Source organism: Marihabitans asiaticum, from assembly GCF_007828725.1.
In the GTDB taxonomy this organism is placed as follows: domain Bacteria; phylum Actinomycetota; class Actinomycetes; order Actinomycetales; family Dermatophilaceae; genus Marihabitans; species Marihabitans asiaticum.
Genome location: NZ_VIUW01000003.1, coordinates 473,405 through 499,332, shown reverse-complemented (window position 1 = coordinate 499,332; position 25,928 = coordinate 473,405). Strand labels below are relative to the sequence as shown.

Sequence of the window (25,928 nt, the reverse complement as noted above, 5' to 3'; positions counted from 1 at the left end):
TTAGGCCTGACCTTCCATGAGGGTGACGAAGCGGTCGAAGAGGTACCCGGCGTCGTGCGGGCCGGCGGCCGCCTCGGGGTGGTACTGCACGGAGAAGGCGAGCAGACGGCCCGTGGAGTCCTCCGAGGGCTCGCGCAGCTCCAGCCCCTCGACGACGTCGTCGTTGAGGCAGACGTGGCTGACGGTGACCGACCCGAAGGGGGTCTGCGTCGCCTGGTCCAGGGGGGCTTCGACGGCGAAGCCGTGGTTGTGCGCGGTCACCTCGACCGTGCCGGTGGTGCGGTCCATCACCGGCTGGTTGATCCCGCGGTGGCCGTACTTCAGCTTGTAGGTGCCAAAGCCGAGGGCTCGCCCGAAGATCTGGTTGCCGAAGCAGATGCCGAAGTAGGGGGTGCGATCCTCAAGCACCTCTCGCAGCAGCGCGACCGCGTGCTCGGCGGTCGCGGGGTCTCCGGGACCGTTGGAGAAGAAGACCCCGTCGGGCGCGACGGCGCGGATGTCCTCGATGCTCGCATCGGCGGGCAGGACGTGCACCTCGATCCCGCGCTCGGCGAGCATGCGCGGGGTGTTGGTCTTGATCCCCAGGTCGAGCGCGGCGACGGTGAGGCGCTTCTCCCCCTTCGCCGGGACCACGTAGCGCTCCCTCGTCGAGACCTCACCGGCCAGGTCGGCCCCGGACATCGCCGGGGCGGAGCACACGCGCTCCAGCGCTTCCTCGTCGCTCGCCGGCCGGTCCGCGCCGGAGAAGATCCCCACCCGCATCGCCCCCCGCTCGCGCAGGTGCCGGGTGAGCGCCCGGGTGTCGATCCCGCAGATACCGACGACCCCTTGGGTGGCGAGCTCGTCCTCGAGGGTGCCGCTCGCCCGCCAGCTGCTGGGCCGCACCGCCGGGTCACGCACGACGAAGCCGCTGACCCAGATCCGCGCCGACTCGTCGTCCTCGTCGTTCCACCCGGTGTTGCCGACGTGCGGCGCGGTCATGACGACGACCTGACCGTGGTAGCTCGGGTCGGTGAGGGTCTCCTGGTAGCCGGTCATCCCGGTCGAGAACACCGCCTCGCCGACCGTGGCGCCGAGGGCGCCGTAGGACTGGCCAGGGAAGGTGCGCCCGTCCTCGAGGACGAGGACGGCGGGCTGCCGGTCGGGGGTCATGCGGTCACCTCGGGGTCGGTCGTGGGCTGCGGCGAGTAGGTGATCCGGCCGCGCAGGACGGTGGCGCGCACCGCGCCGGTGAAGGTGCGGCCGTGCCAGGGGTTGTTGCGGGCCAGGGAGGCCGAGCGGGTGGCGTCGACGGTGACCGGCGCCTCGGTGTCGACGAGGACGAGGTTGGCCGGGCGGCCCACCTCGATCAGGCCGCCGTGGCCGGCCGCGCTCAGGCCGGCGAGCCGGGCGGGCGCGGTGGACATCACCCGGGTGAGGTCGGCCAGCGTCATCTCACCGGTGCGGACCATGAGGTCGTGGACGACGGCGAAGGCGGTCTCGAGCCCGAGCATCCCGAAGGCCGCGTCGACGAAGGCGTGCTCCTTGTCGTGGCGGGCGTGGGGGGCGTGGTCGGTCGCGACGACGTCGATCGTGCCGTCGGCGAGAGCGGCCCGCAGCGCGGCGACGTCCTCGTCGGGGCGAAGGGGTGGGTTGACCTTGTACACCGGGTCGTAGCCCCGCAGCAGGTCGCTGGTCAGGGCGAGGTGGTGCGGGGTGACCTCGGCGGTCAGCCGCGCTCCCCTGGCCTTGGCCCAGCGCACGACCTCGACCCCTTCGGCGGTCGTGACGTGCGCGACGTGCACCCGGGCTCCGGTGAGCAGGCTCAGCTCGGCGTCGCGGGCGATGATGCTCGCCTCGGCGGCCGCCGGCCAGCCCGGCAGGCCGAGGCGGCCGGAGAGCTCGCCCTCGTCGCAGCAGGCGCTGGGACCGGCGAGGTCGGGGTCCTGGGCGTGCTGGGAGATCACCCCGTCGAAGGCGCGGACGTACTCCAGGGCTCGCCGCATCACCCGCGGGTCGGCTACGCAGCGGCCGTCGTCGGAGAAGACGGTCACCGCGGCACGGGAGCGGTGCATCAGCGCGAGCTCGGCGAGCTCGCTGCCGCCGAGGTCCTTGGTCACCGCCCCGATGGGCTGGACGTCGACCAGCCCCGCGGCCCGGCCGAGGTCGAGGACCCGCTCGGCGTTCTCCGCGGTGTCGGTGACCGGGGTGGTGTTGGCCATCGCGAGGATCGCGGTGAACCCGCCGGCGGCCGCGGCCGCCGAGCCGGTCGCGATCGTCTCGGCGTCCTCACGGCCCGGCTCGCGCAGGTGCGTGTGCACGTCGACCAGGCCGGGCAGCAGGTCCAGGCCGTCGCCGTCGAGGCGGGCGGGCTCCCCCTTCGCCTCCGCCGTCGCCTCTGCTCCGAGGGCGACGACGACCCCGCCGCGGACGAGGACGTCGGTCGCACCGCCCGCGACGCGGGCCCCGGCGATGAGCAGGTCGGTGTCGGGGGCGCTCACGCGCTCGCTCCTTCCTCGGAGGCCAGCAGGTGGTAGAGGACGCTCATCCGGACCGCGACGCCGGCGCTCACCTGGTCGAGCACGAGGGAGCTGGCCGCGTCGGCGGCGTCGGCGGCGATCTCCAGGCCGCGGTTCATCGGGCCGGGGTGGCAGATCACGCCGTGCGGGCTGGCAGCGGTGAAGGCGGCGAGCCGGTCGCGGGTCAGGCCGTAGCCGATCGTGTACTCGCGCGGGGTCGGGAAGTAGCCGCCGCTCATCCGCTCGCGCTGCACCCGCAGCATCATCAGCACGTCCGGGACGCCGCCTGCTACCTCTCCGGCGAGGACGGCGTCGAGGTCGTGGCTGAGCGTGAAGCCGTCGCGCTCGGCCCACGCGGACGCGCCGCTGGGCATGAGGGTCGGCGGGGCGACGACGGTGACCTGGGCACCGAGCATCGCCAGGGACAGCAGGTTGGAGCGGAAGACGCGGCTGTGCGTGACGTCGCCGACGATCGCCACGTGCCGCCCGTCAAGCGACCCGAGGCGGCGCTCGACGGTGTAGGCGTCGAGGAGGGCCTGGGTCGGGTGCTCATGGGTGCCGTCGCCGGCGTTGACCACGCTGGTACCCGTGCCGAGCTCGTCGAGCCATCGGGCGACCTGATGGGCCGCGCCGGAGGCGCCGTGCCGCATGACGATGGCGTCGACACCCATGGCGGCGATGGTCAGCGCCGTGTCGCGCAGCGACTCGCCCTTGCTCGTCGAGCTGCCCTTGCCGGTGATGTTGATCGTGTCGGCCGACATCCACTTGCCGGCGATCTCGAAGGAGCTGCGGGTGCGGGTGGAGTCCTCGAAGAAGAGGTTGATCACGGTGCGGCCGCGCAGGGTCGGGATCTTCTTGACCTGGCGGCGCTGGACCTCCTGCATCTCCACGGCCGTGTCGAGGATGCGACGCACGGCCGCGGCGTCGAGGTCGGCGACCGAGAGGAGGTGGCGCGCGGCGCGCGGCTCCGGTGCGCTCATCGGGCCCCCCCGGAGATGGTCACCGAGTCGGCCTCGTCGTCGTACCCGCGCAGGCGCACCGAGACCCGCTCGCTGTGCGAGGTCGGGAGGTTCTTGCCGACGTGGTCGGCGCGGATCGGCAGCTCGCGGTGGCCGCGGTCGACGAGGACGGCGAGCCGGACCGCGCGCGGCCGGCCGTAGTCGGCGAGCGCGTCGAGGGCGGCCCGGACGGTCCGCCCGGAGTAGAGGACGTCGTCGACGAGGACGACGACCAGGCCGTCGACACCGCCGCCGGGGATCTGGGTCTCCTGGGCGGCGCGGGTGGGCTGGGCGCGCAGGTCATCGCGGTACATCGTCACGTCGAGCGAGCCGGCGAGGACCTCGCGCCCCTCGATCTCGGTGATCAGCGCGGCCAGGCGGCGGGCGAGCTCGACCCCCCGGGTGGGGATGCCGAGGATGACGAGGTCGTCGGCTCCCCTGCTCTGCTCGAGGACCTCGTGGGCGATGCGCTTGAGGGCCCTGGCGATGTCGCTCTCGGAGAGGACCTCGCGGGCGTCGATGGTCGAGTCAGGACGTGGCATGTCGGCCATGCGCCGCAGACCTCCTTCTCTGCCTCACGGGACAGCGGTTAAAGGATGTCGATCGCAGGACACTCTAGAGGGCCGCCTGGAGTCCTGGCAGGGTGGGGTCATGAGCACCCTGAGCACCGCCGAGATCCTCGACCTCGACCTGCCCGACTGGCGCCCGGTGGGCGGCGCCCTGCGCACCCGCTTCGTCACCAAGGGCTTCACGGCCGGCATGGAGCTGCTCCGGGCGATCACGCCGCTCGCCGAGGAGGCGAACCACCATCCCGACGTCACCCTCACCTGGCCGCACGTCGACATCGCCCTCGTCACCCACGACGCGGGCGGGCTGACCGGCAAGGACGTCGACCTCGCGCGGGCCATCTCGGCAGTCGCCGCCGAGCAGGGGGTCCCTGCCGACCCGAGCGTCGTGCAGGTGCTCGAGGTGGCGCTGGACACCGGCGACCACGAGGCGATCGAGCCCTTCTGGTCGGCGGTGCTCACCGGCGCGCCGGACAACGTCACCGACCACGAGGTCATCGACCCGACCGGACAGCTGCCCGGCCTGTGGCTGCAGGCCAGCGAGAGCGCCGGCGAAGGGAGCGAGAAGCAGCCCGCGATGCGGTTCCACCTCGACGTGTACGTCCCGCACGACCAGGCCAAGGCGCGGGTGGAGGCGGCGGTCGCCGCCGGCGGACGGGTCACGCAGACCCGCTTCGAGCCGTCCTGGACCGTGCTCGAGGACACCCACGGCAACACCGCGTGCGTGTGCACGGACCTCCCGCACGGCTAAGGCGCGACACGACTAAGGCGCGGCCCGGTCCCCCGTCTCGCCCTCGCTCTGGTCCCATCGGTCCCGCCGGGGCCGACGGGTCGCACCGTCGCGTCGCCCCGGCACGATCTCGGGACGCCGGCCGACCACGTCGGCGACCGAGCCGAAGCTGGCCAGCTCGGTGAGGATCACCCGCGTCGGCGTCATGAGCCGGACCTCGCCCCGCTCCCTCGATAGGAGCAGGTCGTCCACCGGCTCCCAGCCGGCCCGCACCGCCTCCGTCGTCGTGTTGCGCAGCTCGTCCTCGGGGCCGCAGGGCAGGACGAAGAAGACGACGTCGAAGCGCTTCGGCGAGACGGCAGGGGTCACCCAGCAGTCCCAGGCGAGGAGGTCGGCGAGATCCACGCGGTGGCCGGTCTCCTCGGCGAGCTCGCGCACCCCGGCGCGGTGCGCCGCGACGACGAGCCGCGTCGGGTCCGCGGCGAGGGAGGTGTGCCGCCACGCGGCGAGGTCGAGGTCGGACCCGGCTGGGTCGTCGCCCGCGGGGTCGGTGTCGACGGGGTCGGTGTCGACAGGGTCGACCCGGCCGCCGGGGAAGACGACGGCGCCAGCGGCGAAGTCCATCGTCGCCGCGCGGTGCTGGACGAAGACCTCCAGCCCGCCCGCCCCGTCCCGCAGCGGGATGACGCTCACCGCCGGACGCGCCGGCACCGGGTCGACGAGGCGCCGCGCCATCGTCACCCGCTCGGGCCCGTCGAGAAGCCCGGCAGCGCGCTCGGTGTCGACGAGGTGGCTCAGAGCCGACGGGGAGGGGTCAAGCACCTCGTAGCCCCGAGCGGCGTACCAGGGCCCGTTCCACGGCACGTCACGGTAGGTCCGCAGGGTGAGCGCGTGGGCCCCTGCGTCCCGGGCGAGCGACTCGGCGGCATCGAGGAGGTCACCGCCGATGCCGCGGCCCTGGTGGTCGGGGTGGACGCTGATCTGCTCCAGGTGCCACCACCCGGGGACCGGCCGGACGAGGTGGACGAACCCGACAAGCCCGCGCTCTCCCCCTTCGCCGTCCGCTCCCCCGTCGGCAACGAGCAGGTCCCCGCCGGCTCGCAGCCGCTCCCCAGGCACCGGATCGGTCCACCTCGAGGTGTCCACCACCGCCTCGAAGCGCCGGCCCGCGGCCCGCTCGACGGCAGCGATCGCCGCGGCATCATGGGGCTCTGCCGGGCGGATCATCGAGACGCTAAGGCCGCCCTACACCAGGGTGGGCTTGACCTCGGAGATGCGGGCGAGCAGGCCGTTGACGAAGCGGGGCGACTCGTCGGTGCTCAGGGTGGTCGCGAGGGCTACCGCCTCCGAGATCGCGACCGGGTCGGGGACCTCCTCGGAGTGCAGGATCTCCCAAGCTCCGACGCGCAGGACGGCCCGGTCGACGTCGGGCATCCGCTCCAGGGTCCACCCGTGGCTGTAGGTCGAGAGCAGCTCGTCGACGTCGGCCCAGTGCTCGACCAGGCCCTCGACGATCGCGATCGTGTACTCCTGCAGCGGGTGCTGGGTCGTCGGCGTCTCGACGCGCTCGGCGAGCAGCGAACCGACGTTGACCCCGCGCGCCTCGGCCTCGTAGAGCAGCTCGACCGCTCGCTTGCGCGCCTTGGTCCGCTTGGCCACTCAGCTCACGCGGCCGAGGTAGCTGCCGTCCCGGGTGTCGACCTTGACCTTGGTGCCCTGCTCGACGAAGAGCGGCACCTGGATCTCCGCACCGGTCTCGACGGTGGCCGGCTTGGTGCCACCGGAGGACCGGTCACCCTGCAGGCCGGGCTCGGTGTAGGTGATCTCGAGGACGACCGACGGAGGCAGCTCGATGAAGAGCACCTCACCCTCGTGCCGGGCGACGACGGCCTCGCCGTTCTCGAGGAGGAACTTGCTCGCGTCACCGACGACCTCCGGGGTCACCGGGATCTGGTCGAAGGTGTCGGGGTCCATGAAGACGAAGTCGGTGCCGTCGTTGTAGAGGTACTGCATCGTCCGGCGGTCGACGTTGGCCGTCTCGACCTTGGTCCCGGCGTTGAAGGTCTTGTCGACGACCTTGCCGGTCGTCACCGACTTCATCTTGGTCCGCACGAAGGCGGGGCCCTTGCCGGGCTTGACGTGCTGGAACTCCACGACGGACCAGAGCTGGTTGTCGAGCTTGAGGACCATGCCGTTCTTCAGGTCGTTGGTGCTTGCCACGTCTTCTCGCGCCTCACGTCTGGTGTCGATGATCCCGGACATCCTATCGAGCACAGAGCCACCCGCCGAACCAGCCGTCTCCCGCCTCGATACGGGCACACTGGCTCTCATGTCGACCTCGAAGATCCTCGGTGCCGCCGCTGCTGCTCTCGGCGGCATCGCGCTGCACGACGTCCTCCAGCGCGAGCACACCCTCAAGCACAACTTCCCCGTCGTGGGGAACCTGCGCTATCTGCTCGAGCGGATCGGGCCCGAGCTGCGCCAGTACATCGTCACGAGCAACGACGAGGAGCGCCCGTTCAGCCGGGACCAGCGCGGCTGGGTCTACGCGAGCAGCAAGCTGGCGAACAACTACACCGGCTTCGGCACCGACAATGACATCGAGCGCGACGACGCACACGTCGTGATCAAGCACCGCACCTTCTCCGACGTGGCCCCCTCTTCGTCGCTGGCGCACGGCGCGAAGGGGGACCACGACGACGTCGTCCACCTCCCCGCCGCCAAGGTCATGGGGGCCGCCCGAGAGCGGCGGCACGCCTTCCGGCCGTCCTCGATCGTCAACGTCTCGGGAATGAGCTACGGGTCGCTGTCCGGGCCGGCGGTCGAGTCGCTCAACCGTGGGGTCGCCCTGGCCGGCGCCTACCAGAACACCGGCGAAGGGGGCCTGTCCCCCTACCACCGCAACGGCGGCGACCTGATGTTCCAGGTCGGCACCGCCTACTTCGGCTGCCGCGACAAGGAGGGTCGCTTCGACCTCGACCAGCTGGTCGAGCTCGTCGAGTCCGCGCCGGTCAAGGCGATCGAGGTCAAGCTGAGCCAGGGCGCCAAGCCGGGCCTGGGCGGGATGCTGCCCGCCGCGAAGATCAGCGAGCAGATCTCGCAGATCCGGGGGATCCCGATGGGCGAGGACTGCGCCTCGCCGTCGCGGCACACCGCCTTCAGCGACGTGGACTCGATGCTCGACTTCGTCGAGACCATCGCCGACGCGACCGGCCTGCCGGTCGGGATCAAGTCCGCCGTCGGCGACCTCAGCTTCTGGATCGAGCTGGCCAGCCAGATGGGTGACGGGCAGCGCGGCGTGGACTTCGTCGCGGTGGACGGAGGCGAAGGGGGGACCGGCGCGGCCCCGCTGATCTTCACCGACAACGTCGCCCTGCCGTTCCGGATGGCCTTTGCGCGGGTGTTCGGGGTGTTCGCCGAGGCGGGCCTGACCGATGACATCACCTTCATCGGTGCCGGCAAGCTCGGGCTGCCCGACAACGCGATGGTCGCGATGGCCCTGGGCTGCGACGTCATCCACGTCGGGCGGGAGGCGATGCTCGCGATCGGGTGCATCCAGGCGCAGAAGTGCCACACCGACCACTGCCCCACCGGCGTCGCGACCCAGAACGACTGGCTCTCGCGCGGGCTCGACCCCGAGCTGAAGTCGGTGCGGCTCGCGAACTACCTCAACACGCTGCGCCGTGACCTGCTCAAGGTCTCCGAGGCGATCGGGGTGTGGCACCCCTCGCTCGTGACCGGTGAGGACATCGAGATCGTCAGCGAGTCGCGCTCGGGCATGAGCGTGCGCGAAGCCTTCGGTTACCAGCAGGGCTGGGCCGACCTGCGGCCCGAGCTCGAGGACGAGGTGATCGCGATGATGAAATCGATGGCCGAGCCCGAGGAGGACCAACCCGAGCCGTCGGTCGAGGAGTGAGGCCTACCCCTCGTCACCGCCCGATCGCCGCGTAGGCCGCCCGCAGCAGCCCCTCGCTCGGACCTTCGAGCCGGGCGGGCTGCGCGAGACCGTCGAGGACGACGAAACGCAGCAGCGAGCCGCGAGACTTCTTGTCCCGACGCATCGCGGTGTACAGCTGGTCGAAGGTCGCGTCGGCGTAGCCGGTCGGCAGCCTCAGCGCAGCAAGCACGTCACGGTGTCGCTGCACCAGCGCGTCGTCGATCCGGCCGGCGCGAGAGGAGAGCTCGGCGGCGAAGACCATGCCGATCGCGACCGCCTCGCCGTGCCGCATCCGGTAGTGCTCGTGGTGCTCGATCGCGTGCCCGAGCGTGTGCCCGTAGTTGAGGATCTCGCGCAGGTGCGACTCCAAGAGGTCGGCCGCGACCACCTGGGCCTTGACGCGGATCTTGCGCTCGATGACCTCGCGCAGCCGGGGCGAGCCGGGCCTCACCGCGTCGTCGGGATCCGCCTCGACGAGTTCGAGGATGGCCGGATCGGCGATGAATCCTCCCTTGACCGCCTCGGCGAGCCCGGCCCGCAGGTCAGCGGGCGGCAGGGTCTTGAGGGAGTCGAGGTCGCAGAGCACGCCGACCGGCACGTGGAAGGCGCCGACGAGGTTCTTGCCCTCGGCTGTGTTGACCCCCGTCTTGCCGCCGACGGCGGCATCGACCATGCCGAGGACGGTCGTCGGGACGTGGATCACCGGGACGCCGCGCAGCCAGGAGGCGGCGACGAAGCCGGCGAGGTCGGTGACGCTGCCCCCGCCGACCCCGACGACGAGGTCGGTCCGGGTGAACTCGGCCTGCCCCATCTGCGACCAGAGCCGCGCCGCGACGTCGATGGTCTTGGCCGCCTCCGCGTCCGGGACCGGACCGGTGATCACCTCGAGGCCCGCGCCCTCGAGAGCGGCGACCACCGGGTCAGCCAGGCGGGCCAGCGGCTCTGGGTGGACCACCAGTGCCCGGCGGGCCCCGACGGGGACGAGGTCGACAACCTCGTGCGACACCCCATGACCGACGAGGACGTCGTAGTCCTCACCCACCGAGATGACGGTCGTCGCCTCGGCGCTCACTCGCCCTCCCCGAGGATGGCCAGGACCTCGGCGACGACATCCTCGACGCTGCGGCCAGCCGTGTCGACGACGTCGGTCGCCAGCCGCTCGTAGGTGGGACGGCGTTCGCTCATCATCGCCAGCCACGAGGCGCGGGGGTTGACCGCGAGCAGCGGACGGGACTGGTTGAATCCGATCCGCTTCGCCGCGTCGGCGATGCCGACGTCGAGCATGACGACCCGGGCGCCACGGGCTGCCGCGGCAGACACCCCTTCGTCGACGGCGGCGGTCATCACCGCTCCCCCGCCGAGGCACACGACCGCTCCGTCGTGCTGCAGGGCGGCGTCGACCGCCGCTGCCTCCGCCACGCGGAAGGCTTCCTCGCCGTCCTCGACGAAGACGTCGGAGATCGACTTGCCGAGCGCGACCTCGATGTCGACGTCGGTGTCGCGCAGGTCTGCTCCGAGGCGCTCGGCGACGGCGGCTGCGACGGTGGACTTGCCGACCCCGGGCGGGCCGATGAGCACGAGTGCCGGTGCGCTCACGCGATCCCTCCCCACTCCTCGCCGTCCCAGCTGCGCATCAGCTCGGGGATCGAGTCGAGGTAGCCGCGGTGGTTGCGGGCGGTCTCGGCGACGCTGTCGCCGCCGAACTTCTCCACGCAGGCCTGCGCGATCTCCAGCGCCACCATCGCCTGGGCGACGACCCCGGCAGCAGGCACGGCGCAGACGTCCGAGCGCTGGTGGATCGCGGTAGCGGCCGCACCGGTGGTCACGTCGACGGTCTGCAGGGCGCGCGGGACGGTGCTGATCGGCTTCATCGCCGCGCGGACCCGCAGCGGCTCGCCGGTGGACATCCCGCCCTCGGTGCCGCCTGCTCGACCGGTACTGCGCCGGATCACGCCGTCCTCGCCCCGGACGATCTCGTCGTGCGCGGCGCTGCCGCGCCGGCGGGCGGTCGCGAAGCCGTCGCCAAGCTCGACGCCCTTGATCGCCTGGATGCCCATGAGGGCCGCGGCCAGGCGCGCGTCGAGGCGGCGGTCGCCGTGGACGTGACTGCCCAGCCCCGGCGGGAGTCCGTAGGCGAGCACCTCGACGACCCCACCAAGGGTGTCGCCGGCCTTCTTCGCGGACTCGATCTCGGCGATCATCGCGGCGGTCCCCTGCTCGGACAGTGAGCGGACAGGGCTGTCGTCGAGCGCGGCGGTGTCGTCTGGCGTGGGCAGCGGTGCGTCGTCGGGGACGTCGCCCTCGCCGATGGCGACGGTGTGGGCGACGAGGCGGATCCCGTAGGCCTGCCGGAGGAAGCGCCCCGCGATCTCCCCGAGGGCCACCCGGGCGGCGGTCTCCCGCGCGGAGGCGCGCTCGAGGACCGGCCGGGCCTCGGTGAAGCCGTACTTCTGCATCCCGACGAGGTCGGCGTGCCCGGGTCGGGGCCTCGTGAGCGGACGGTTGCGGGCGATCTCCTTCTCCGCCCCGATGTCGCTGGACGCGGCGAGATCCGCCTCGCTCACCGGGTCGGCGCTCATGACGGTCTGCCACTTGGGCCACTCGGTGTTGCCGATCATCACCGCGATCGGTGAGCCGAGGCTCACCCCGTGGCGCACCCCACCGAGGAAGGTCACCTCGTCCTGCTCGAAGCTCATTCGCGCGCCTCGCCCGTAACCGAGGCGACGGCGGGCGAGGGCGGCAGCGACGTCGGTGGTGCTCACCTCGACGCCGGCGGGGAGTCCTTCGAGGGTCGCGACCAGTGCCTGGCCGTGCGACTCACCAGCAGTCAACCAACGCAGCATGGCTCGATCTTCCCATCGACGCGGACGTGCCTCGTACCGCGGTCCGCGATCTGTCACCGCGGGCCGACGTCGGCCGGGACCTCACGCCCGGGCCTCACGCCGCCGCATCCAGCAGACTCGCGACCCATGCCTCCATCGGGCTGAGCTCGCCCGCCGCCGGGGGTCCGCTGCCATGCCCGCGAAGGGGTGGTGCGGCTGCGTCGTGGGTCGACCCGGTAGGGGCGTGGACCCGCACGGTGTGCGGACCAGATCCAGGGAGAACCTCGACGCTCCAGCCGGGTGCTTCCTTGTCGTAGTTGTGCCGCGCACACTCACCGGCCCCGTTGCTGCTGCTCGTCGCGCCCCCGGTCGAGGCCGGGTCGACGTGGTCGGCGTGGCGGGTCGGTGCGTCGCACCACGGTATCCGGCAGGTCGGGTCGCGCAGGGCGAGCAGGCGGCGTAGTCCTCCGGAGAAGAGGCGGCGCCGTGAGTCCGCCCCGACGAGGTTGCGCCCGCTCGGGTCGGTGAAGAGCCGCCGGATCCAGACCCCGTCGCGCTCGCGGCTGGCGCGGCCGCCCGCGGCGTCGTCGCCAGCGTCGTCGCCAGCGACACCCTCGTCCACCCCGGCGAGCAGGTCCGCGATCTGCTCTCGGGCGATCTCGGCGGGCACCGGCCCCCACCCGGGGACCTCCGCCGGGTCGCTCGGTCGCCCCAGCGGGCTGCCGGCGACATCGCCGAGCCGAGGGAGGAGGGCGGCCGGGGTCATCACGAGTCCAACCTCGACCGGCTGGACCTCGCCCTCTCCCCGCCCGGACAGCAGGGCGAGGGCGGTATCGGCCATCCAGGCCCCGCGGCCACGGTCATCCGCTGCGCGCGCCGCGTCTCGGGCGGCGTCGCCGGTGCTCACCCACCGGGCCTGCTCGGCAGCGTCGAGCGACGCCTTGGCGCCCACGACGTCGACCATCCGGCCGAGCACGGTGAGGAAGGCCATGCCGTCGGGGGCTGGCCGCACGCTCACATGACGGGAGGCGACCGCACGCCGGTGCCGCTCGACCACCGACTCGGCGTCGATCTCGGCAGCGACCCGGCGCGCCGCCGCGTCCACACCGCGGTCACCCAGCCCTCGCAGGTCGGGGCTGAGTCGGCGATCCGCCTCACGGCGGTCCCCCGCCGACAGGCAAGCGGTACCGCGGGCCACGAGCGTGGCTCGCCACTCGCTGATCTCCCCCTTGGTCAGCGCGGCCATCGTCTGCGGCAGCTCGCCGGTCAGCGCCTTGGCCAGCCCGACATGACGGTCGGCCTGGCTCGGTGAGCACCGTCGTGCAAGCGCCACCTCGGAGCGAGCGGCCGCCCGCCGCTGGCGCGCGGTCCGCGCGTCGATCTCGCGACCGGACTCCAGGGCCGCGACCTCGGCGTCACGGCCCTCGACGAAGGAGGAGGTGAGCCGAGCCTGCGCGGCCGCGGCCGCCCCCTTCGCCCGCTCGAGCAGCTCGATCATCTCGATGGTCTCGCCGTCGTCGAGGACCTGCTGGCCGACCGTCGTCAGCCAGTCGAGGAGCTCACGCGCGACGGCGCAGGGCGGACCGTCCCACTCGCCCTTCGCCGCTGATCTGCTCATGCTCACGACCCTAGGGCCGACCGGTGACAACGCTCCGCTGCGCAGCGCTGACCGGGGCGTTAGCCTCGCCGAGTGTTGTCCGACGATCCATCGCTCGAGGCATGGACCGTGGCGGCCGTGCTCGCCGACCCGGTGTGCCGTGCCGTCCTCGACCGGATGAATCAGCTGGACCTTCCCGACGACCGGGACCTGTCATGGGAGGCCGACGGTGTACGCCCCCTTCGGGCTCGAGGACGTCGTGGCCATGCACATGTGTCCGCACCGGGTCATCGCTCCCGCCCAGATCTACGAGGACAAGGTCCGGTCCTACCGTGAGCGCTGGCCGTCGCTGACCGCTGAACGGTGGTGATCATCGCCAACCCGGTGGCCGCCGCGGGGCGAACGTCCAACCAACGCGACCCAACTCGCGTAGACCGATCCGTCTACACGAGACGTACGGTGAGGCGATGAGCGAGACCACCGCCATCCGCATCAGTCGCGACACCCACGCCCAGGTGACCCGACTCGCGGCCGAACGTCACGAGACGATTGACGCGACCGTCAGCCAGGCATTGCGAGCGCTGCGACAGGATGCGATGGCCCGTGACCTCGCCGCCGAGCTGAGCGAGGACGAGACCCGGTGGCTCGATGCTGACGCCGGGGTGATGTCGTCGAACTCGATCTGAGTACGCCCGTCGGCAGCGAGGCCGGCCGTAGACGACCGGCAGTCGTCGTCACCGCCGCTCGCGTGCTGCGCGGTGGACCGAACGTCATCCAGGTCGTTCCCCTGACCCGCACACGCCGCAGGAGCAGTACTGAGATCGTCATCGATCCCGACGAAGGCAACGGTCTCGCGGCAGCATCCTCGGCGCAGTGCCAGCACGTGCGCTCCGTCGCCACGGCGCGCATCCACGACCGCACGGGCAACATCGGGCCGGTAGCCCTCGGCGAGGTCCGAGAGGTACTGGGCCTGCTCATGGACCTCTGAGCCCTATCGAGGTAGCAACGCCTCCCGCCCTGCTGCCTGCATAGCAGCCACAGGAGCGACCTCGCCGGTGAAGAGCTCGAACTGCCGCGCCGCCTGGTGCACGAGCATCTCCAGACCTGACACGACCGTGGCCCCCGCCGCAGTGGCAGCCCGAGCAAGCCCGGTCGGCCAGTCGGCATAGACCACGTCGAGCAGTACCGTCCCCGACAGGTCGCCCGGGGAGGCGACCAGGGCGTCCGTCGCAGCCTGCGCCCCCGCGCCGGGGACCGTGCTCACAACGACCCGGCTCTCCCCCTCCGCCCAGTCCGCGATCGGCACGTGCACCACGTCGACCGCGGTCAGATCGGCCAGCACCGCAACCGCCTCCGCGTTGCGCGCCGCGACCCGCACCCGCGCCGACCCGAGCTCCTCGAGCGCCAGCAGCGCGGAGCGCGCCGTCGCGCCGGACCCGATGATCGTCGCCTCCTCGGGGCGCTCCACCCCCGCCTCGCGGAGCGCAGCGGCAACCCCGTGGACGTCGGTGTTGTCCCCCGCCCACCCGGTCTCGGTCCGCACGAGCGTGTTGATCGCCCCGGCACGCCGGGCCAGCCCGGAGACCTCCTCGGCGACGTCGAAGGCGACGACCTTGAGCGGCATGGTCAGGCTCAGCCCACGCCAGGAGGCGTCCAGACCGACGACGAAGGGGGCGAGCCCCCCTTCGTCGACCTCGAACCGCCCGTAGTCCCAGCCCCGCAGACCCAGGGCGGCGTACGCGGCCGTGTGCAGGACCGGGGAGAGGGAGTGCGCGACCGGGGAGCCGAGGACCGCTGCCCTCAGCAGCTGTCCTGGTTCTCCGAGCACCACTGCTCGAACTCCTGACGGTTCTGCTCGTGCTCCTCGGGCGAGGCGGTGAACTTGGTCTCCCCGCTGCTCGGGTCGACCGTGACGAAGAAGAGCCAGTCACCCTCCTCCGGGTCGGCCGCCGCCTCGATCGCCGCGGCGCCGGGGTTGTTGATCGGTCCCGGCGGCAGTCCCTGGTGGACGTAGGTGTTGTAAGGGCTCTGGTCGGCGCGCATCTCGTCGGTCGTGCCGGCCTTGCCGCGCTCCTGGTAGATGTAGTGGACGGTGCTGTCCATCTGGAGCTTGCCGACGGTCGGGCCGTCGGTCTGCTCGAGCCGGTTCTCCACGACCCGCGCGACCTTGCCCCGGTCCGCCGCACCCGACTCGCCCTCGACGATCGAGGCGACGGTCAAGGTGCGCTCCCAGTCCTCGCGCGGCAGGCCGATCTTTTCCAGCTCTTCAACGGTCTTGCCGATCATCGTGTTGAGCTGCTGGACGGCGGTCGCGTCCTTCTCGAACTCGTACGTCGAGGGGAAGAGCCAGCCCTCGACCTTGCCGTCGGCCTCGGCCGGCAGCTCGAGCTCGTCGGAGGACTCCGCGGCCTCGTAGTCCTCGACCGGGATCTCCGTGCTCTCGGACAGCTTCTGATAGATCTCCGAGCGCCACAGGCCCTCCTGGATCGTCAGCCCCTCCGCGATCCGGTTGGCGTTGTCGGCCAGCCAGGCGAAGGCGTCGCTGGCCTTCATCTCCTCCTTGAGCTGGTAGACGCCCGGCTGGATCTTCGCCGCCTTGTCGGGGTCGGCGTTGGCCTCCTGGATGAAGGCACCGGCGGAGGCGACGACGCCGGCGTCGGTGAGGGTGGAGGCGATGTCCGAGCCGGACTGACCCTCCTCGACCGTCACCTCGACCTGGCCCGAGCCTGGCCCCTCGTAGTCCGCGTAGTCCTCCCCGCCGGAGGGGATGAGCGAGCGAAGGGAGCCGAAGGCGAAGACGACCGCCGCAAGGACCAGCACCGCCGCGATCACCACGGCGACCACCGTGCGTCCGCGCTTGGGTGAGGGCCCGTGCACTCGCCGCTCACGCCTCGAGGACGGGGGCGGCCGATGGTCGTCGAAGATGTCGTCCTCGAGGTGGGCGTTCATCGTCGACCGTCCTTACGTCTCGGCTTGCGAGCAGGGGGACCGGCGAAGAGCTCCCCGAGGGGCTCCCCCAGACTGCGTTCCCGGTCGATCGCCGCCTGGAGGATCAGGACGGCCGCCGCCTGGTCGACAACCGTGCGGTGGGATCGTCCTGGCAATCCGCTGGCATGCAAGCCACGGTGAGCATCTACCGTCGTCAGGCGTTCGTCCACGAGGCGGATCGGCGTGTCGGCAAGCCCCGGTCGGGCGTTCAGCCTGGTCCGAAGCGCCTCGCACCACTCGCGGACGTGCTGCGCGGCGGCTCTCTCCGCGCCGTCCAGCGACCGCGGCAGGCCGACGACGACCCCGACGGCGCTGCGGTCGGCGACCACCTCGACGACCTCTTCGACGTCGCCCCAGCCGTCGAGATCGCGACGAAGGGTGGTCAGCGGCGTCGCGAGCAGACCGTCGGGATCGCACACGGCAACCCCGACCCGGGCGGCGCCGACGTCGATGCCGACGCGCACGCCGCGCTGCCAGCCGGCGCTCAGGAGCTCGCCCCCAGCTCTCGCCGCACGGCCGCGAGCGCGTCGTCGACCTTGCTCGCGTCCGCACCTCCGCCCTGGGCGAGGTCGTCCTTGCCGCCGCCACCTCCGCCGAGGGTCTGGGCCGCCACGCGCACCAGCGCCCCCGCCTTGACCCCGCGCTCCCGCGCGGCCTGGTTGGTGGCGATGACGACGACCGGCTTCGCGCCACCGTCGCCGGTCAGCGCGACGACGACCGGACGGTCCTCGCCGAGCTTGCCGCGGGTGTCCAGCACCATCTGGCGGACGTCGGCGGCGGAGCCGCCGGCGACATGGGTCGCGACGAGGGTGATCCCGCCGACGTCCTCGCCTTGGTCGGTCAGCGAGCCAGCCGCCGCGGCGACCTGCTCCTTGCGCAGGGCGTCGAGCTGTCGTTCGGTGTCACGCAGCCGAGCGACCAGCTCGCTGACCCGCTCGGGCAGCTGCGGTCCGGGCGCCTTGACGATCTCGGAGAGCTGGGCGAGCAGAGCGCGCTCGGTCGCGAGGTAGGACAGGGCGTTCATCCCGACGAAGGCTTCGAGCCGGCGCACCCCGGAGCCGACCGAGGACTCGCCGGTGAGGGTGAGCGCCCCGATCTGGCTGGAGCGCCGCACGTGCGTCCCTCCGCACAGCTCACGCGACCACGGCCCGCCGATCTCGACGACCCGGACCTGCTCGTCGTAGGTCTCGCCGAAGAGGGCGAGCGCGCCCTGCTCGCGCGCCTCGGGCAGGGTCATGTAGGCGGCCGAGACGGGCAGGTCGTCGCGCACCGCGAGGTTGGCCACGTGCTCGATCTCGGCGCGGGCGTCCGCGGACAGGCCCTGGTTCCACGCGAAGTCCAGGCGCAGGTAGCCCGGCTTGTTGTACGAGCCGGACTGCAGGGCCGACGGGCCGAGCACCTGCCGCAGGGCGGCGTGCACGACGTGGGTGCCCGAGTGGGCCTGGCAGGCGTCGATCCGCCACTGCGGGTCGACCTCGGCGAGCACGGGGGTCCCGACCCGGACCGGTCCGGTGACGACCTCGACCGTGTGCGCGACGAGGCCCTTGACCGGTCGCTGCACGTCCTTGACGACGAGGTGGGTCCCGTCCCCGCTGATCACCCCGGCGTCGGCGATCTGACCGCCGGACTCGGCATAGAAGGGCGTGCGGTCGAGGACCACCTGACCGGACTCCCCCGGCGCGATCTCCTCGACCCGGCGGCCCTGGCTCACCAGGCCCACGACGGTCGCCTCGGTGGTCAGCTCGGTGTACGCCCGCCAGTCGGTCGCCCCGGCGGAGCGCAGCTCCTTGAAGACCTCGGTGTTGGCGTGGCCTCCCTTCTTGGCCTTCGCGTCGGCCTTCGCGCGCTGGCGCTGCTCCTCCATGAGCGCGACGAAGCCCTCGCGATCCACCGCCAGCCCCTGCTCGGCGGCCATCTCCAGGGTGAGGTCGATCGGGAAGCCGTAGGTGTCGTGCAGCTTGAAGGCGTCGCTGCCGGACAGCTGCTCTCCCCCGGACTCCTTGGTCAGCACGACCGCGGTGTCGAGGATCTGGGTGCCAGAGGCGAGGGTGCGCCGGAAGGCCTGCTCCTCGGCGTAGGCGATCTGCGCGATCCGCTCGAAACCGTCACGCAGCTCGGGGTAGCTCGCGCTCATCTTCTCCATCGACACCGGCAGCAGCTCGGGTAGCGCGGGGTCCTCGTAGCCGAGGAGACGCATCGAGCGCACCGCGCGGCGCAGCATCCGCCGCAGCACGTAGCCGCGTCCCTCGTTGCCGGGGGTGACGCCGTCACCGATGAGCATGAGGGAGCTACGGACGTGGTCGGCGACCACCCGCAGGCGCACGTCGTCCGGGTGGGACTCCCCGGCGGTCTTGGCCCCGGTCGCGCCGTAGGTCTTGCCGGTCATCTCGGCGGCCTTGGCGAGGACGGGGTAGACCTCGTCGATCTCGTACATGTTGTCGACGCCCTGCAGGATGCTCGCGATGCGCTCCAGGCCCATGCCGGTGTCGACGCTCTGCGCGGGCAGCTCACCGGCCACGTCGAAGTCGTCCTTCGCCCGGACCGCCGAGAGGTCGTACTGCATGAAGACGAGGTTCCACACCTCCATGTAGCGGTCCTCGTCGACCTCCGGCCCGCCCTCCTGGCCGTACTCCGGGCCGCGGTCGTAGAAGATCTCGCTGCACGGACCGCCCGGACCCGGCACGCCCATGTGCCAGTAGTTGTCCTTCTTGCCGCGGCGCACGATCCGCTCCGCGGGCAGCGGGGTGACCTCCTGCCACAGCCGCTCGGCCTCGTCGTCGTCCTCGTAGACCGTCGCCCAGAGACGGTCGGGGTCCAGGCCGTAGCCGCCATCTGCCTGATCGCTGGTGAGCAGCTCCCAGGCGAAGGCGATCGCGTCGCGCTTGAAGTAGTCGCCGAAGGAGAAGTTGCCGTTCATCTGGAAGAACGTGCCGTGCCGCGAGGTCTTGCCGACCTCGTCGATGTCACCGGTGCGCACGCACTTCTGCACGCTCGTCGCCCGGTCCCACGGGGCGCTCTCCTGCCCGAGGAAGTACGGCTTGAAGGGGACCATGCCGGCGTTGACGAAGAGCAGGTTGGGGTCTTCGTGGATCAGCGGGGCAGAGGGGATCACCGCGTGGCCCTTGCCCTCGAAGAAGGTCAGCCAGCGGCGCCGGATCTCGGCAGTCTCCATAGAGTGTCGTCAGTCCTTGCTCGGGTCCCTGACCGACGGGCTCGGTCGGGTCGGCCCGGTCCGGGCCTGCGCCGGATCTTACGGGGCGAAGGGGGCAGAGCTCACCTCACATCTCGGTGGGCTGGACACCCTCAGCGCGCGCGCAGCCGGCTTCTCAGCCAGGACCACCGCTCCTGCAGCCGGGACTCGAAGCCCCGGTCGGTGGGTCGGTAGTAGGAGCGGTCGGCGAGCTCGCGGTCCAGCTCGTCGGGCAGGTACTGCTGCGCGGCGACCCCGTCGGCCTCGTCGTGGGAGTAGACATATCCCTGCACCTTCGACCCGCCCGACGCGCCGGCCGCGCGATCCGACGCCTGGGTGTAGCCGCTCCCCCGCAGGTGCGCCGGGACCGCCCCGACCTTGCCGGCGCGCACGTCGGCGACGGCCTCGTTGATCCCGGTGTAGGCGGCGTTGGACTTCGGCGCGAGCGCGTTGTGCACGACCGCCTGGGCGAGGATGATCCGCGCCTCGGGCATCCCGATCTGGGCGACGGCGTGCATCGCGGCGACCGCGGTCTGCAGCGCCGTCGGGTCGCCCAGGCCGACGTCCTCGGAGGCGGCGATGACCACCCGCCGGGCGATGAAGCGCGGGTCCTCCCCCGCTTCGAGCTGGCGGGCGAGGTAGTGCAATGCCGCGTCGACGTCGGAGCCGCGCATCGACTTGATGAAGGCCGAGGCGACGTCGTAGTGCTGGTCGCCGGTCCGGTCGTAGCGCACCGCCGCACGGGCCACCGCCTGCTCGACGTGGGCGAGGGTGATCGGCAGCACCGCGTCGGGGTCGAGCACCACCCCGGCATCGTCCTGGGCCACCCCGGCCGCCGCCTCGAGGCTGGTCAGTGCACGCCGGGCGTCGCCGCCGGCGATCGCGACGAGGTGATCGCGGGCGTCCTCGGCGAGCGCGAAGCGTCCGTCCAGGCCGCGCTCGTCGGATACCGCCGCCGTGACGACCTCGGCGACGTCGTCACGAGCCAGCGACTCCAAGGTCACGAGGATCGAGCGGGAGAGCAGCGGAGCGATGACCGAGAAGGAGGGGTTCTCCGTCGTCGCCGCGACGAGGACGACGTCCCTGTTCTCCACCCCCGGCAGCAGCGCGTCCTGCTGGGCCTTGGTGAAGCGGTGGATCTCGTCGAGGAAGAGGACCGTCGAGCGGCCGTAGAGCGAGCGCGCGGTCGCCGCATCCTCCAGCACCTTGCGCACGTCCTTGACCCCGGCGGTCACCGCCGACAGCTCGACGAAGTCGCGGTCCGCCGCGGTCGCGACGAGGTGAGCCAGGGTGGTCTTGCCGGTCCCCGGAGGACCCCAGATGATCGCCGACACCGGGCCGGCCGCTCCCTTCGCGCCCTCGACGAGGCGGCGCATCGGGCTACCGGGCCGCAGCACCTCCCCCTGGCCCCGGACCTCGTCCAAGGTGCGCGGGCGCATCCGCACCGCGAGCGGGGCGGTGTGCGCGTCGCCGCCGCTCTGCTCACCCGCGCCCGCACCGAAGAGATCGTCGTCAGCCACGAGTGGCAGGCTAGCCCGCGTGACCGACACCCCCGCCCGCCCTTCGCTGCTGCGGCGCTGGGGCGAGGTCGTCGGAGAGCACCCGTGGCGGGTCGTGGCCGCCTGGGCGGTGCTCGTCGCCATGAGCTTCGCCCTCGCGCTCGGGGCAGTGGGCAACGAGCCGCTCTTCGACCGGCTCGGCAGCGGCGAGATCAGCTCACCGGGCGACGCCCGCGACGCCCGAGATCTCGTCGAGGCGGCCGGCGGGGGCGGCTACGCCGACGACACGATGATCATGCGCGGCGTCGACCTCACCGACGCCCAGGCCCAGGCCGCCGCGCTGGAGGCGCTCGCCGATCTGAACGACGTCGACGGGGTCGCTCAGGTCGCCCACCCCCTGCTCTTCCCCGACGGTCCCTCGGACGCCCGGGCCGCCCCCTTCGTCCGACCCGGCGAGGGCCAGGCCAGCGACGTCGTCACCGTCGTCGGCTACGAGTCGAGCCTGACCGCGGGCGAGCTGGAGCAGGCACGCGCGCGGGTCGCCGACGGTCTGGGCGAGCTCGCCGAGGCCTCTGAGGCGAGCAGCTCGAGCACCGGCAGCGTCAAGGACCTCGTCGACGCGATCGTCGGGCAGGTGTCGACGGACATGAAGCGCGGCGAGGGGATCGCGTTGCCGATCTCCTTCGTCGTCATGGTCCTCGTCTTCGGCGGGTTCCTCGCCGCCGGGCTGCCGATCCTCGGGGCGATCGCCTCGATCGGGGGTGCGCTCGCGGCGCTGCTCGGCTTCTCCCACCTCATCGACCTCGATGCGACCGTGGTCAACATCGTCACCGTCCTCGGACTCGGGTTGTGCATCGACTACGGCCTGCTCGTCGTCAGCCGCTTCCGGGAGGAGCTGCGCGCCGGCGGCGACGGCGGGCCGGGCGCGGTGACCCACGAGCAGGTGGTCGCCGCCACCGGACGCACCCTGGACCGCGCCGGTCGCACCGTGATCTTCTCCGCGGTGACCGTGGCGATCTCGATGGCCGGGCTCCTCTTCTTCCCCACCGTCTTCATGCGGGCCAGCGGGGCTGCGGGGATGAGCGTCGTCGTCCTCGCCCTGCTCGTCGCGACCAGCCTCATCCCGGCGCTCTGCGCGCTCGGCGCCCGCCGCCCGCTGCGCAAGGGCACCGAGACCAGCGGCGACGAGGGCATCTTCAGCCGGCTCGCCGCCTGGGTGCAACGTGCCCCGTGGCTGGTCATCACCGCCGTCCTCGCCGTCCTGGTCACCCTCGCCCTGCCGAGCCTGCAGCTGCGCACGACCTCATCCGGCGCCGAGCTGCTCCCGACGAGCGCGCCGGAACGTCAGTTCATCGAGACCCTCGCCGAGGACTTCCCGGCCCTCTCCAGCCCTCAGGTGAGCATCGTCACCACCGCCCCGACGGAGCAGGTGCAGCGATGGGCCGAGCAGGAGGCGCCGCAGCTGCCCGGGGTGGAGCAGGTGGGTCAGGTCGAGCAGATCGGCACGACCGACGCCGGTGATGCGGTGCAGGTCCTCGGCCTGCGCACCGGCGAGGTCGACCCGCTCGGCGAGCGCAGCCGCGACCTGGTCGCCGCCCTGCACGCCGACCGCCCTCCCTTCGACGCCGCCATCGGTGGACAGGCCTCGAGCCTGCGCGACTTCACCTCGAGCACGCTGCAACGGGCCCCCTTCGCCCTCGCCCTGGTCATCCTCGCGACCTTCGCCCTGCTCTTCCTCATGACCGGCTCGGTGGTCATCCCGGTCAAGGCCCTGGTGATGAACGTCGTCTCCCTCGGGGCGAGCCTGGGCGCGCTGGTGTGGATCTTCCAGGACGGGCACCTCCAGGGCGTGCTCGACTTCAGCTCGGTCGGCGCCGTGGAAGCCACGATCGTCGTGCTCGTCCTGGCCTTCGGCTTCGGCCTGTCGATGGACTACGAGGTCTTCCTCCTCGCCCGCATCGTCGAGCTGCACGAGCGGGGAGTCCCGACCGACGAGGCGGTGCGGCTCGGGCTGCAGCGATCCGGTCGGATCATCACCAGCGCCGCGCTGCTCATGGTCATCGTCTTCTCCGGCTTCGTCACCGCGCAGGTGCTGGCAGTCAAGGAGACCGGCGTCGCGCTCGTGCTCGCGATCGTCCTCGACGCCACGCTCGTGCGGATGCTCCTCGTGCCCGCGACGATGACCGTGCTCGGCGAGTGGAACTGGTGGGCTCCGCGGTGGATGAAGAGCCTGCACGCGCGTTACGGCATCACCGAGTGACCGTCGCAGCCCTGACGAAGGGGGACCTCCTCGCCCTCGCCGGAGGCCACCCGGTCATCGAGTGCGAGGTCGATGCGTCGTCGACGCGCAGCGTGGGTCTGCGGTCGCGGACGGGCTGGGCAGCCCTCGTCTTGCGTCCGACCCGCACGCACGGCACGCCCGTGGACCTCCTCGGCGACGACGCCGCGACGATCGTCTCGCTGCTCACCGACCCGCCGACCGCGCGCTGGCTCGATGATCACGGGGCGAGCGGCGCGACGATCACGCGGCCTCACGCACCCGAAGTCATCACGGCGCTGGGCACCGATCCGGCGGCGTACACCGACTGGGAGTGGCTCGTGACGACCAGGCCGCCCGCTCCCCCGGCCCGCGCGGTCGAGGACCTCAACGAGACCTGCCGCGAGGAGATCACCTCGTTCCTCGCCAAGCACAGCCCCCGCTCCGACGGCCGCCCCTTCGCCTGGCCCGGACAGCTGTGGCTCGGCGTGCGGGACCCCCGAGGGCAGCTCCTCGGGGTCGGCTGCCGCGACTGGTCGCTCGGTGGCTACCCGAAGCTCACCGGCATCGCCACGGCGAGCGCACGTCGCGGCGAGGGCATCGGTCGCTCGGTGACGGCAGCGCTGACCCGTCACGCCCTCGACGAGTCGTCGATGTGCACCATCGAGCACTACAGCGACAACGTCGTCGCCGCCCGGCTGTACCGGGACATGGGCTTCGACCAGGCCGTGGAGTGGCGCAGCGGGCCCCTTCGCTGAGTCCCACAGTCCGGGTCCGCCGACCCGGTCGTGGTGCCAGGATGGAGGTGCAGAGACGCAGATCGTGCGCCGCGCTCACCGTCGAGGAGATGCCATGAGAGCACTGCAGTACACGTCGATCGGACGTCCGCCGGAGGTCGTCGAGATCCCCACTCCCGAGCCCGGCCCCGGCGAGGTCCTGCTCAAGGTCACCGCCGCCGGTGCCTGCCACTCCGACGAGTTCGTCATGAGCCTGCCGGAGGATCAGTACGCCTACGGCCTGCCGCTCACCCTCGGCCACGAAGGGGCGGGCGTCGTCGCCGCGCTCGGCGAGGGCGTCACGGAGCTCGAGGTGGGCACGGCGGTCGCGGTCTACGGCCCGTGGGGGTGCGGCTCGTGCCGCACGTGCCTCACCGGCGCCGAGCAGTACTGCGAGGTCGCTGCGAAGCGCGGGATCATGCCCCCAGGTCTCGGGGCACCGGGAGCGATGGCCGAGTACATGATCGTCGACCGCTCCCGGCACCTCGTGCCCATCGGCGACCTCGACCCCGTCAGCGCCGTGCCCCTGACGGACGCCGGCCTCACGCCCTACCACGCGATCAAGCCGTCGCTGCCCAAGCTCGTCCCCGGCTCCACCGCCGTCGTCATCGGCGCGGGCGGCCTCGGGCACATGGGCATCCAGATCCTCAAGGCCCTCTCGTCCTGCCGGGTCGTCGCCCTCGACGTCGGTGAGGACAAGCTCGCCTTCGCGCGCGAGGTAGGCGCCGACCACGCCCTGACCTCCGACGAGAGCGCCGTCGACGCCGTCCGGGAGCTGACCGGAGGACGGGGCGCCACCGCTGTCTTCGACTTCGTCGGGGTCCAGGCCACGACCGCTCTCGCGGCGCAGATGGTGCACTTCCAGTCCGACATCGTCATCGTCGGTGTGGGCGATGGCGCTGTCTCCGTCGGCTTCTTCACCACGCCGTGGGAGACGTCGGTCCGCTCGCCGTACTGGGGGACCATCCCCGAGCTCCACGAGGTCGTCGCGCTGGCCCAGAGCGGCGCCATCCACGTCGAGACCGAGACCTTCAGCCTCGACGAGGCCCCGAGCGCCTACGAGCGGATGCACGCCCGGACTCTTCGCGGCCGCGCCGTCATCGTCCCCTGACCTCAGGAACCGCCCTCGGCGAGCACCTCGGTGCCCGTCAACCCGGCCACGAGATCGGCGACGCCGGTGATGTCGCCGACGACGGCACGTCCACCGGTCCGCTCGACGAACCGGAGCGCTGCCTCGACCTTCGGCCCCATCGACCCCGGGGGGAGGTCGAGGTCGCGCACGTCCGCACGGCGCAGACGGCGCACGAGCGAGGGCTCCCGGGTGCCCCGGTCGGCGATGACTCCCGCCACGTCGGTGAGCAGGAGCAGGACGTCCGCCCCGATGCGCTCGGCGAGGAGGCCCGAGGTGAGGTCCTTGTCGACGACGGCCTCCACGCCGCGCAGCCGCCCCCCTTCCCCCCGCGTCACCGGGACGCCACCGCCTCCACCGCAGACGACGACCGCCCCGGTGACGAGCAACGTCTCGATCTCGCGTGTCTCGAGGACCTCGAGCGGCTCCGGCGAAGGGACGACCCGTCGCCAGCCGTCGCCCTCGCGTTCGAGGTCCCAGCCGTAGCGGTTCCGGGCGGCGCTGGCAGCCACCTCGGGGAGGACCGGGCCGACCGGCTTCGTCGGACGCTGCAGCGCAGGGTCGTCCGGCGCGACGAGCGTCTGGTCGAGCAGGCCGAAGACACCTCGCCCGGGCAGCTCGCTGCGCAGCGCCTGCGTGATCCAGTAACCGATCATCCCCTGGGTCTGGGCGCCGATGACGTCAAGCGGGTACGGCCGCTCAAGACTCGGATCGGCGCTGCTCTGCGCGGCGAGCAGGCCGACCTGCGGCCCGTTGCCGTGGGTGACGACCAGCTCATGCTGGTGCGCGAGCGGCGCCAGGGCAGCGACGGCCTCCGCGACGTGCTCCTGCTGCACCCGCGCCTCTGGACGCTCCCCGCGACGCAGCAGCGCATTGCCCCCGAGCGCGACGACGAGTCTCATAGCTCACACGGTGGCACACCGGAGGCTGCGCCGTCCCTC

Annotated in this window: 25 protein-coding genes; 8 read left to right on the top strand and 17 right to left on the bottom strand. The window is 72.1% G+C overall.

Annotated features, from left to right (window positions below):
• From carA to pyrR, 4 genes are read right to left on the bottom strand one after another with little or no spacing between them, the layout of a single operon-like run.
• Positions 1–1,152, bottom strand: a complete 1,152-nt coding sequence (carA, locus tag FB557_RS10480) for a glutamine-hydrolyzing carbamoyl-phosphate synthase small subunit (protein ID WP_144857538.1) — start codon at positions 1,150–1,152, stop codon at positions 1–3.
• A complete protein-coding gene (locus FB557_RS10475) occupies positions 1,149–2,480 on the bottom strand; it encodes a dihydroorotase (RefSeq protein ID WP_144857537.1) in 1,332 nt (443 codons plus the stop codon). The genes carA and FB557_RS10475 overlap by 4 nt, the downstream gene beginning before the upstream one ends.
• Positions 2,477–3,478 (bottom strand): aspartate carbamoyltransferase catalytic subunit, encoded by a 1,002-nt coding sequence (locus FB557_RS10470; protein WP_144857536.1) that lies wholly within the window; start codon positions 3,476–3,478, stop codon positions 2,477–2,479. Before FB557_RS10470 ends, FB557_RS10475 begins: the two co-directional genes overlap by 4 nt.
• Positions 3,475–4,038: a bifunctional pyr operon transcriptional regulator/uracil phosphoribosyltransferase PyrR gene (gene pyrR, locus FB557_RS10465; protein ID WP_144857682.1), complete on the bottom strand. Its 564-nt coding sequence runs from the start codon at positions 4,036–4,038 to the stop codon at positions 3,475–3,477. Before pyrR ends, FB557_RS10470 begins: the two co-directional genes overlap by 4 nt.
• A gap of 109 nt (positions 4,039–4,147) precedes the next feature.
• Here pyrR and FB557_RS10460 point away from each other — a divergent pair, with 109 nt between their 5' ends.
• A complete protein-coding gene (locus FB557_RS10460) occupies positions 4,148–4,813 on the top strand; it encodes a 4a-hydroxytetrahydrobiopterin dehydratase (RefSeq protein ID WP_144857535.1) in 666 nt (221 codons plus the stop codon).
• 12 nt (positions 4,814–4,825) lie between these two features.
• Here FB557_RS10460 and FB557_RS14205 read toward each other — a convergent pair whose 3' ends face one another.
• The 3 genes from FB557_RS14205 to efp are packed head-to-tail and all read right to left on the bottom strand — an operon-like array spanning position 4,826 to position 7,012.
• Positions 4,826–6,019, bottom strand: coding sequence for a GNAT family N-acetyltransferase (locus FB557_RS14205; protein ID WP_170236263.1), 1,194 nt, complete (start codon positions 6,017–6,019; stop codon positions 4,826–4,828).
• An 18-nt stretch (positions 6,020–6,037) separates the two neighbouring features.
• Positions 6,038–6,451 carry a transcription antitermination factor NusB gene (nusB, locus tag FB557_RS10450; protein WP_144857534.1) on the bottom strand — a complete coding sequence of 138 codons (414 nt, stop codon included), beginning with the start codon at positions 6,449–6,451 and terminating at the stop codon, positions 6,038–6,040.
• Complete coding sequence (efp, locus tag FB557_RS10445) at positions 6,452–7,012, bottom strand: elongation factor P (protein WP_144857681.1); 561 nt, start codon at positions 7,010–7,012, stop codon at positions 6,452–6,454. It lies immediately after the preceding gene.
• Between the two features lie 109 nt (positions 7,013–7,121).
• Between efp and FB557_RS10440 the strand changes: the two genes are divergently transcribed.
• Positions 7,122–8,708 (top strand): FMN-binding glutamate synthase family protein, encoded by a 1,587-nt coding sequence (locus tag FB557_RS10440; protein WP_144857533.1) that lies wholly within the window; start codon positions 7,122–7,124, stop codon positions 8,706–8,708.
• Positions 8,709–8,721: 13 nt separating this feature from the next.
• Here the strand turns inward: FB557_RS10440 and aroB are convergent, their stop codons facing one another.
• From aroB to FB557_RS10420, 4 genes are all read right to left on the bottom strand, one after another.
• Complete coding sequence (aroB, locus tag FB557_RS10435) at positions 8,722–9,801, bottom strand: 3-dehydroquinate synthase (RefSeq protein WP_144857532.1); 1,080 nt, start codon at positions 9,799–9,801, stop codon at positions 8,722–8,724.
• Positions 9,798–10,325 carry a shikimate kinase gene (locus FB557_RS10430; RefSeq protein WP_144857531.1) on the bottom strand — a complete coding sequence of 176 codons (528 nt, stop codon included), beginning with the start codon at positions 10,323–10,325 and terminating at the stop codon, positions 9,798–9,800. The genes aroB and FB557_RS10430 overlap by 4 nt, the downstream gene beginning before the upstream one ends.
• Positions 10,322–11,572: a chorismate synthase gene (aroC, locus tag FB557_RS10425; RefSeq protein WP_144857530.1), complete on the bottom strand. Its 1,251-nt coding sequence runs from the start codon at positions 11,570–11,572 to the stop codon at positions 10,322–10,324. The genes FB557_RS10430 and aroC overlap by 4 nt, the downstream gene beginning before the upstream one ends.
• A gap of 94 nt (positions 11,573–11,666) precedes the next feature.
• Complete coding sequence (locus FB557_RS10420) at positions 11,667–13,169, bottom strand: DUF222 domain-containing protein (protein WP_144857529.1); 1,503 nt, start codon at positions 13,167–13,169, stop codon at positions 11,667–11,669.
• 208 nt (positions 13,170–13,377) lie between these two features.
• On the opposite strand from FB557_RS10420, the gene FB557_RS10415 reads away from it, so the two are divergent.
• From FB557_RS10415 to FB557_RS10405, 3 genes are all read left to right on the top strand, one after another.
• A complete protein-coding gene (locus FB557_RS10415) occupies positions 13,378–13,518 on the top strand; it encodes a nucleotidyltransferase family protein (protein WP_246074699.1) in 141 nt (46 codons plus the stop codon).
• A 97-nt stretch (positions 13,519–13,615) separates the two neighbouring features.
• Positions 13,616–13,834 carry a hypothetical protein gene (locus FB557_RS10410; RefSeq protein WP_144857527.1) on the top strand — a complete coding sequence of 73 codons (219 nt, stop codon included), beginning with the start codon at positions 13,616–13,618 and terminating at the stop codon, positions 13,832–13,834.
• On the top strand, positions 13,831–14,136 hold the full coding sequence (locus FB557_RS10405; protein WP_144857526.1) for a type II toxin-antitoxin system PemK/MazF family toxin: 306 nt from the start codon (positions 13,831–13,833) through the stop codon (positions 14,134–14,136). The genes FB557_RS10410 and FB557_RS10405 overlap by 4 nt, the downstream gene beginning before the upstream one ends.
• Before the next feature lie 3 nt (positions 14,137–14,139).
• Here the strand turns inward: FB557_RS10405 and FB557_RS10400 are convergent, their stop codons facing one another.
• The 5 genes from FB557_RS10400 to FB557_RS10380 form a co-directional block, all read right to left on the bottom strand.
• The gene (locus FB557_RS10400; protein ID WP_246074697.1) at positions 14,140–14,979 is read right to left on the bottom strand and encodes a shikimate dehydrogenase; all 840 of its coding nucleotides are present in this window, start codon (positions 14,977–14,979) and stop codon (positions 14,140–14,142) included.
• Entirely contained in the window at positions 14,949–16,097 is a 1,149-nt protein-coding gene (gene mltG / locus FB557_RS10395) for an endolytic transglycosylase MltG (RefSeq protein WP_144857525.1), read from the bottom strand. Before mltG ends, FB557_RS10400 begins: the two co-directional genes overlap by 31 nt.
• Entirely contained in the window at positions 16,094–16,600 is a 507-nt protein-coding gene (gene ruvX / locus FB557_RS10390) for a Holliday junction resolvase RuvX (RefSeq protein WP_144857524.1), read from the bottom strand. The genes mltG and ruvX overlap by 4 nt, the downstream gene beginning before the upstream one ends.
• Positions 16,601–16,620: 20 nt before the next feature.
• The gene (alaS, locus tag FB557_RS10385; protein WP_144857523.1) at positions 16,621–19,308 is read right to left on the bottom strand and encodes an alanine--tRNA ligase; all 2,688 of its coding nucleotides are present in this window, start codon (positions 19,306–19,308) and stop codon (positions 16,621–16,623) included.
• A 131-nt stretch (positions 19,309–19,439) separates the two neighbouring features.
• Positions 19,440–20,846 carry a replication-associated recombination protein A gene (locus FB557_RS10380; RefSeq protein ID WP_246074696.1) on the bottom strand — a complete coding sequence of 469 codons (1,407 nt, stop codon included), beginning with the start codon at positions 20,844–20,846 and terminating at the stop codon, positions 19,440–19,442.
• Between the two features lie 19 nt (positions 20,847–20,865).
• On the opposite strand from FB557_RS10380, the gene FB557_RS10375 reads away from it, so the two are divergent.
• The 3 genes from FB557_RS10375 to FB557_RS10365 all read left to right on the top strand — a co-directional run bounded on the left by FB557_RS10375 (position 20,866) and on the right by FB557_RS10365 (position 24,969).
• On the top strand, positions 20,866–23,085 hold the full coding sequence (locus FB557_RS10375) for an MMPL family transporter (RefSeq protein WP_246074694.1): 2,220 nt from the start codon (positions 20,866–20,868) through the stop codon (positions 23,083–23,085).
• Positions 23,082–23,840: a GNAT family N-acetyltransferase gene (locus FB557_RS10370; protein WP_170236261.1), complete on the top strand. Its 759-nt coding sequence runs from the start codon at positions 23,082–23,084 to the stop codon at positions 23,838–23,840. The genes FB557_RS10375 and FB557_RS10370 overlap by 4 nt, the downstream gene beginning before the upstream one ends.
• A 94-nt stretch (positions 23,841–23,934) precedes the next feature.
• Positions 23,935–24,969 carry an NAD(P)-dependent alcohol dehydrogenase gene (locus FB557_RS10365; RefSeq protein ID WP_144857521.1) on the top strand — a complete coding sequence of 345 codons (1,035 nt, stop codon included), beginning with the start codon at positions 23,935–23,937 and terminating at the stop codon, positions 24,967–24,969.
• Positions 24,970–24,971: 2 nt separating this feature from the next.
• On the opposite strand, the gene FB557_RS10360 is transcribed toward FB557_RS10365, so the two are convergent.
• Positions 24,972–25,889 carry a carbamate kinase gene (locus tag FB557_RS10360; protein ID WP_144857520.1) on the bottom strand — a complete coding sequence of 306 codons (918 nt, stop codon included), beginning with the start codon at positions 25,887–25,889 and terminating at the stop codon, positions 24,972–24,974.
• Positions 25,890–25,928 lie beyond the last annotated feature (39 nt).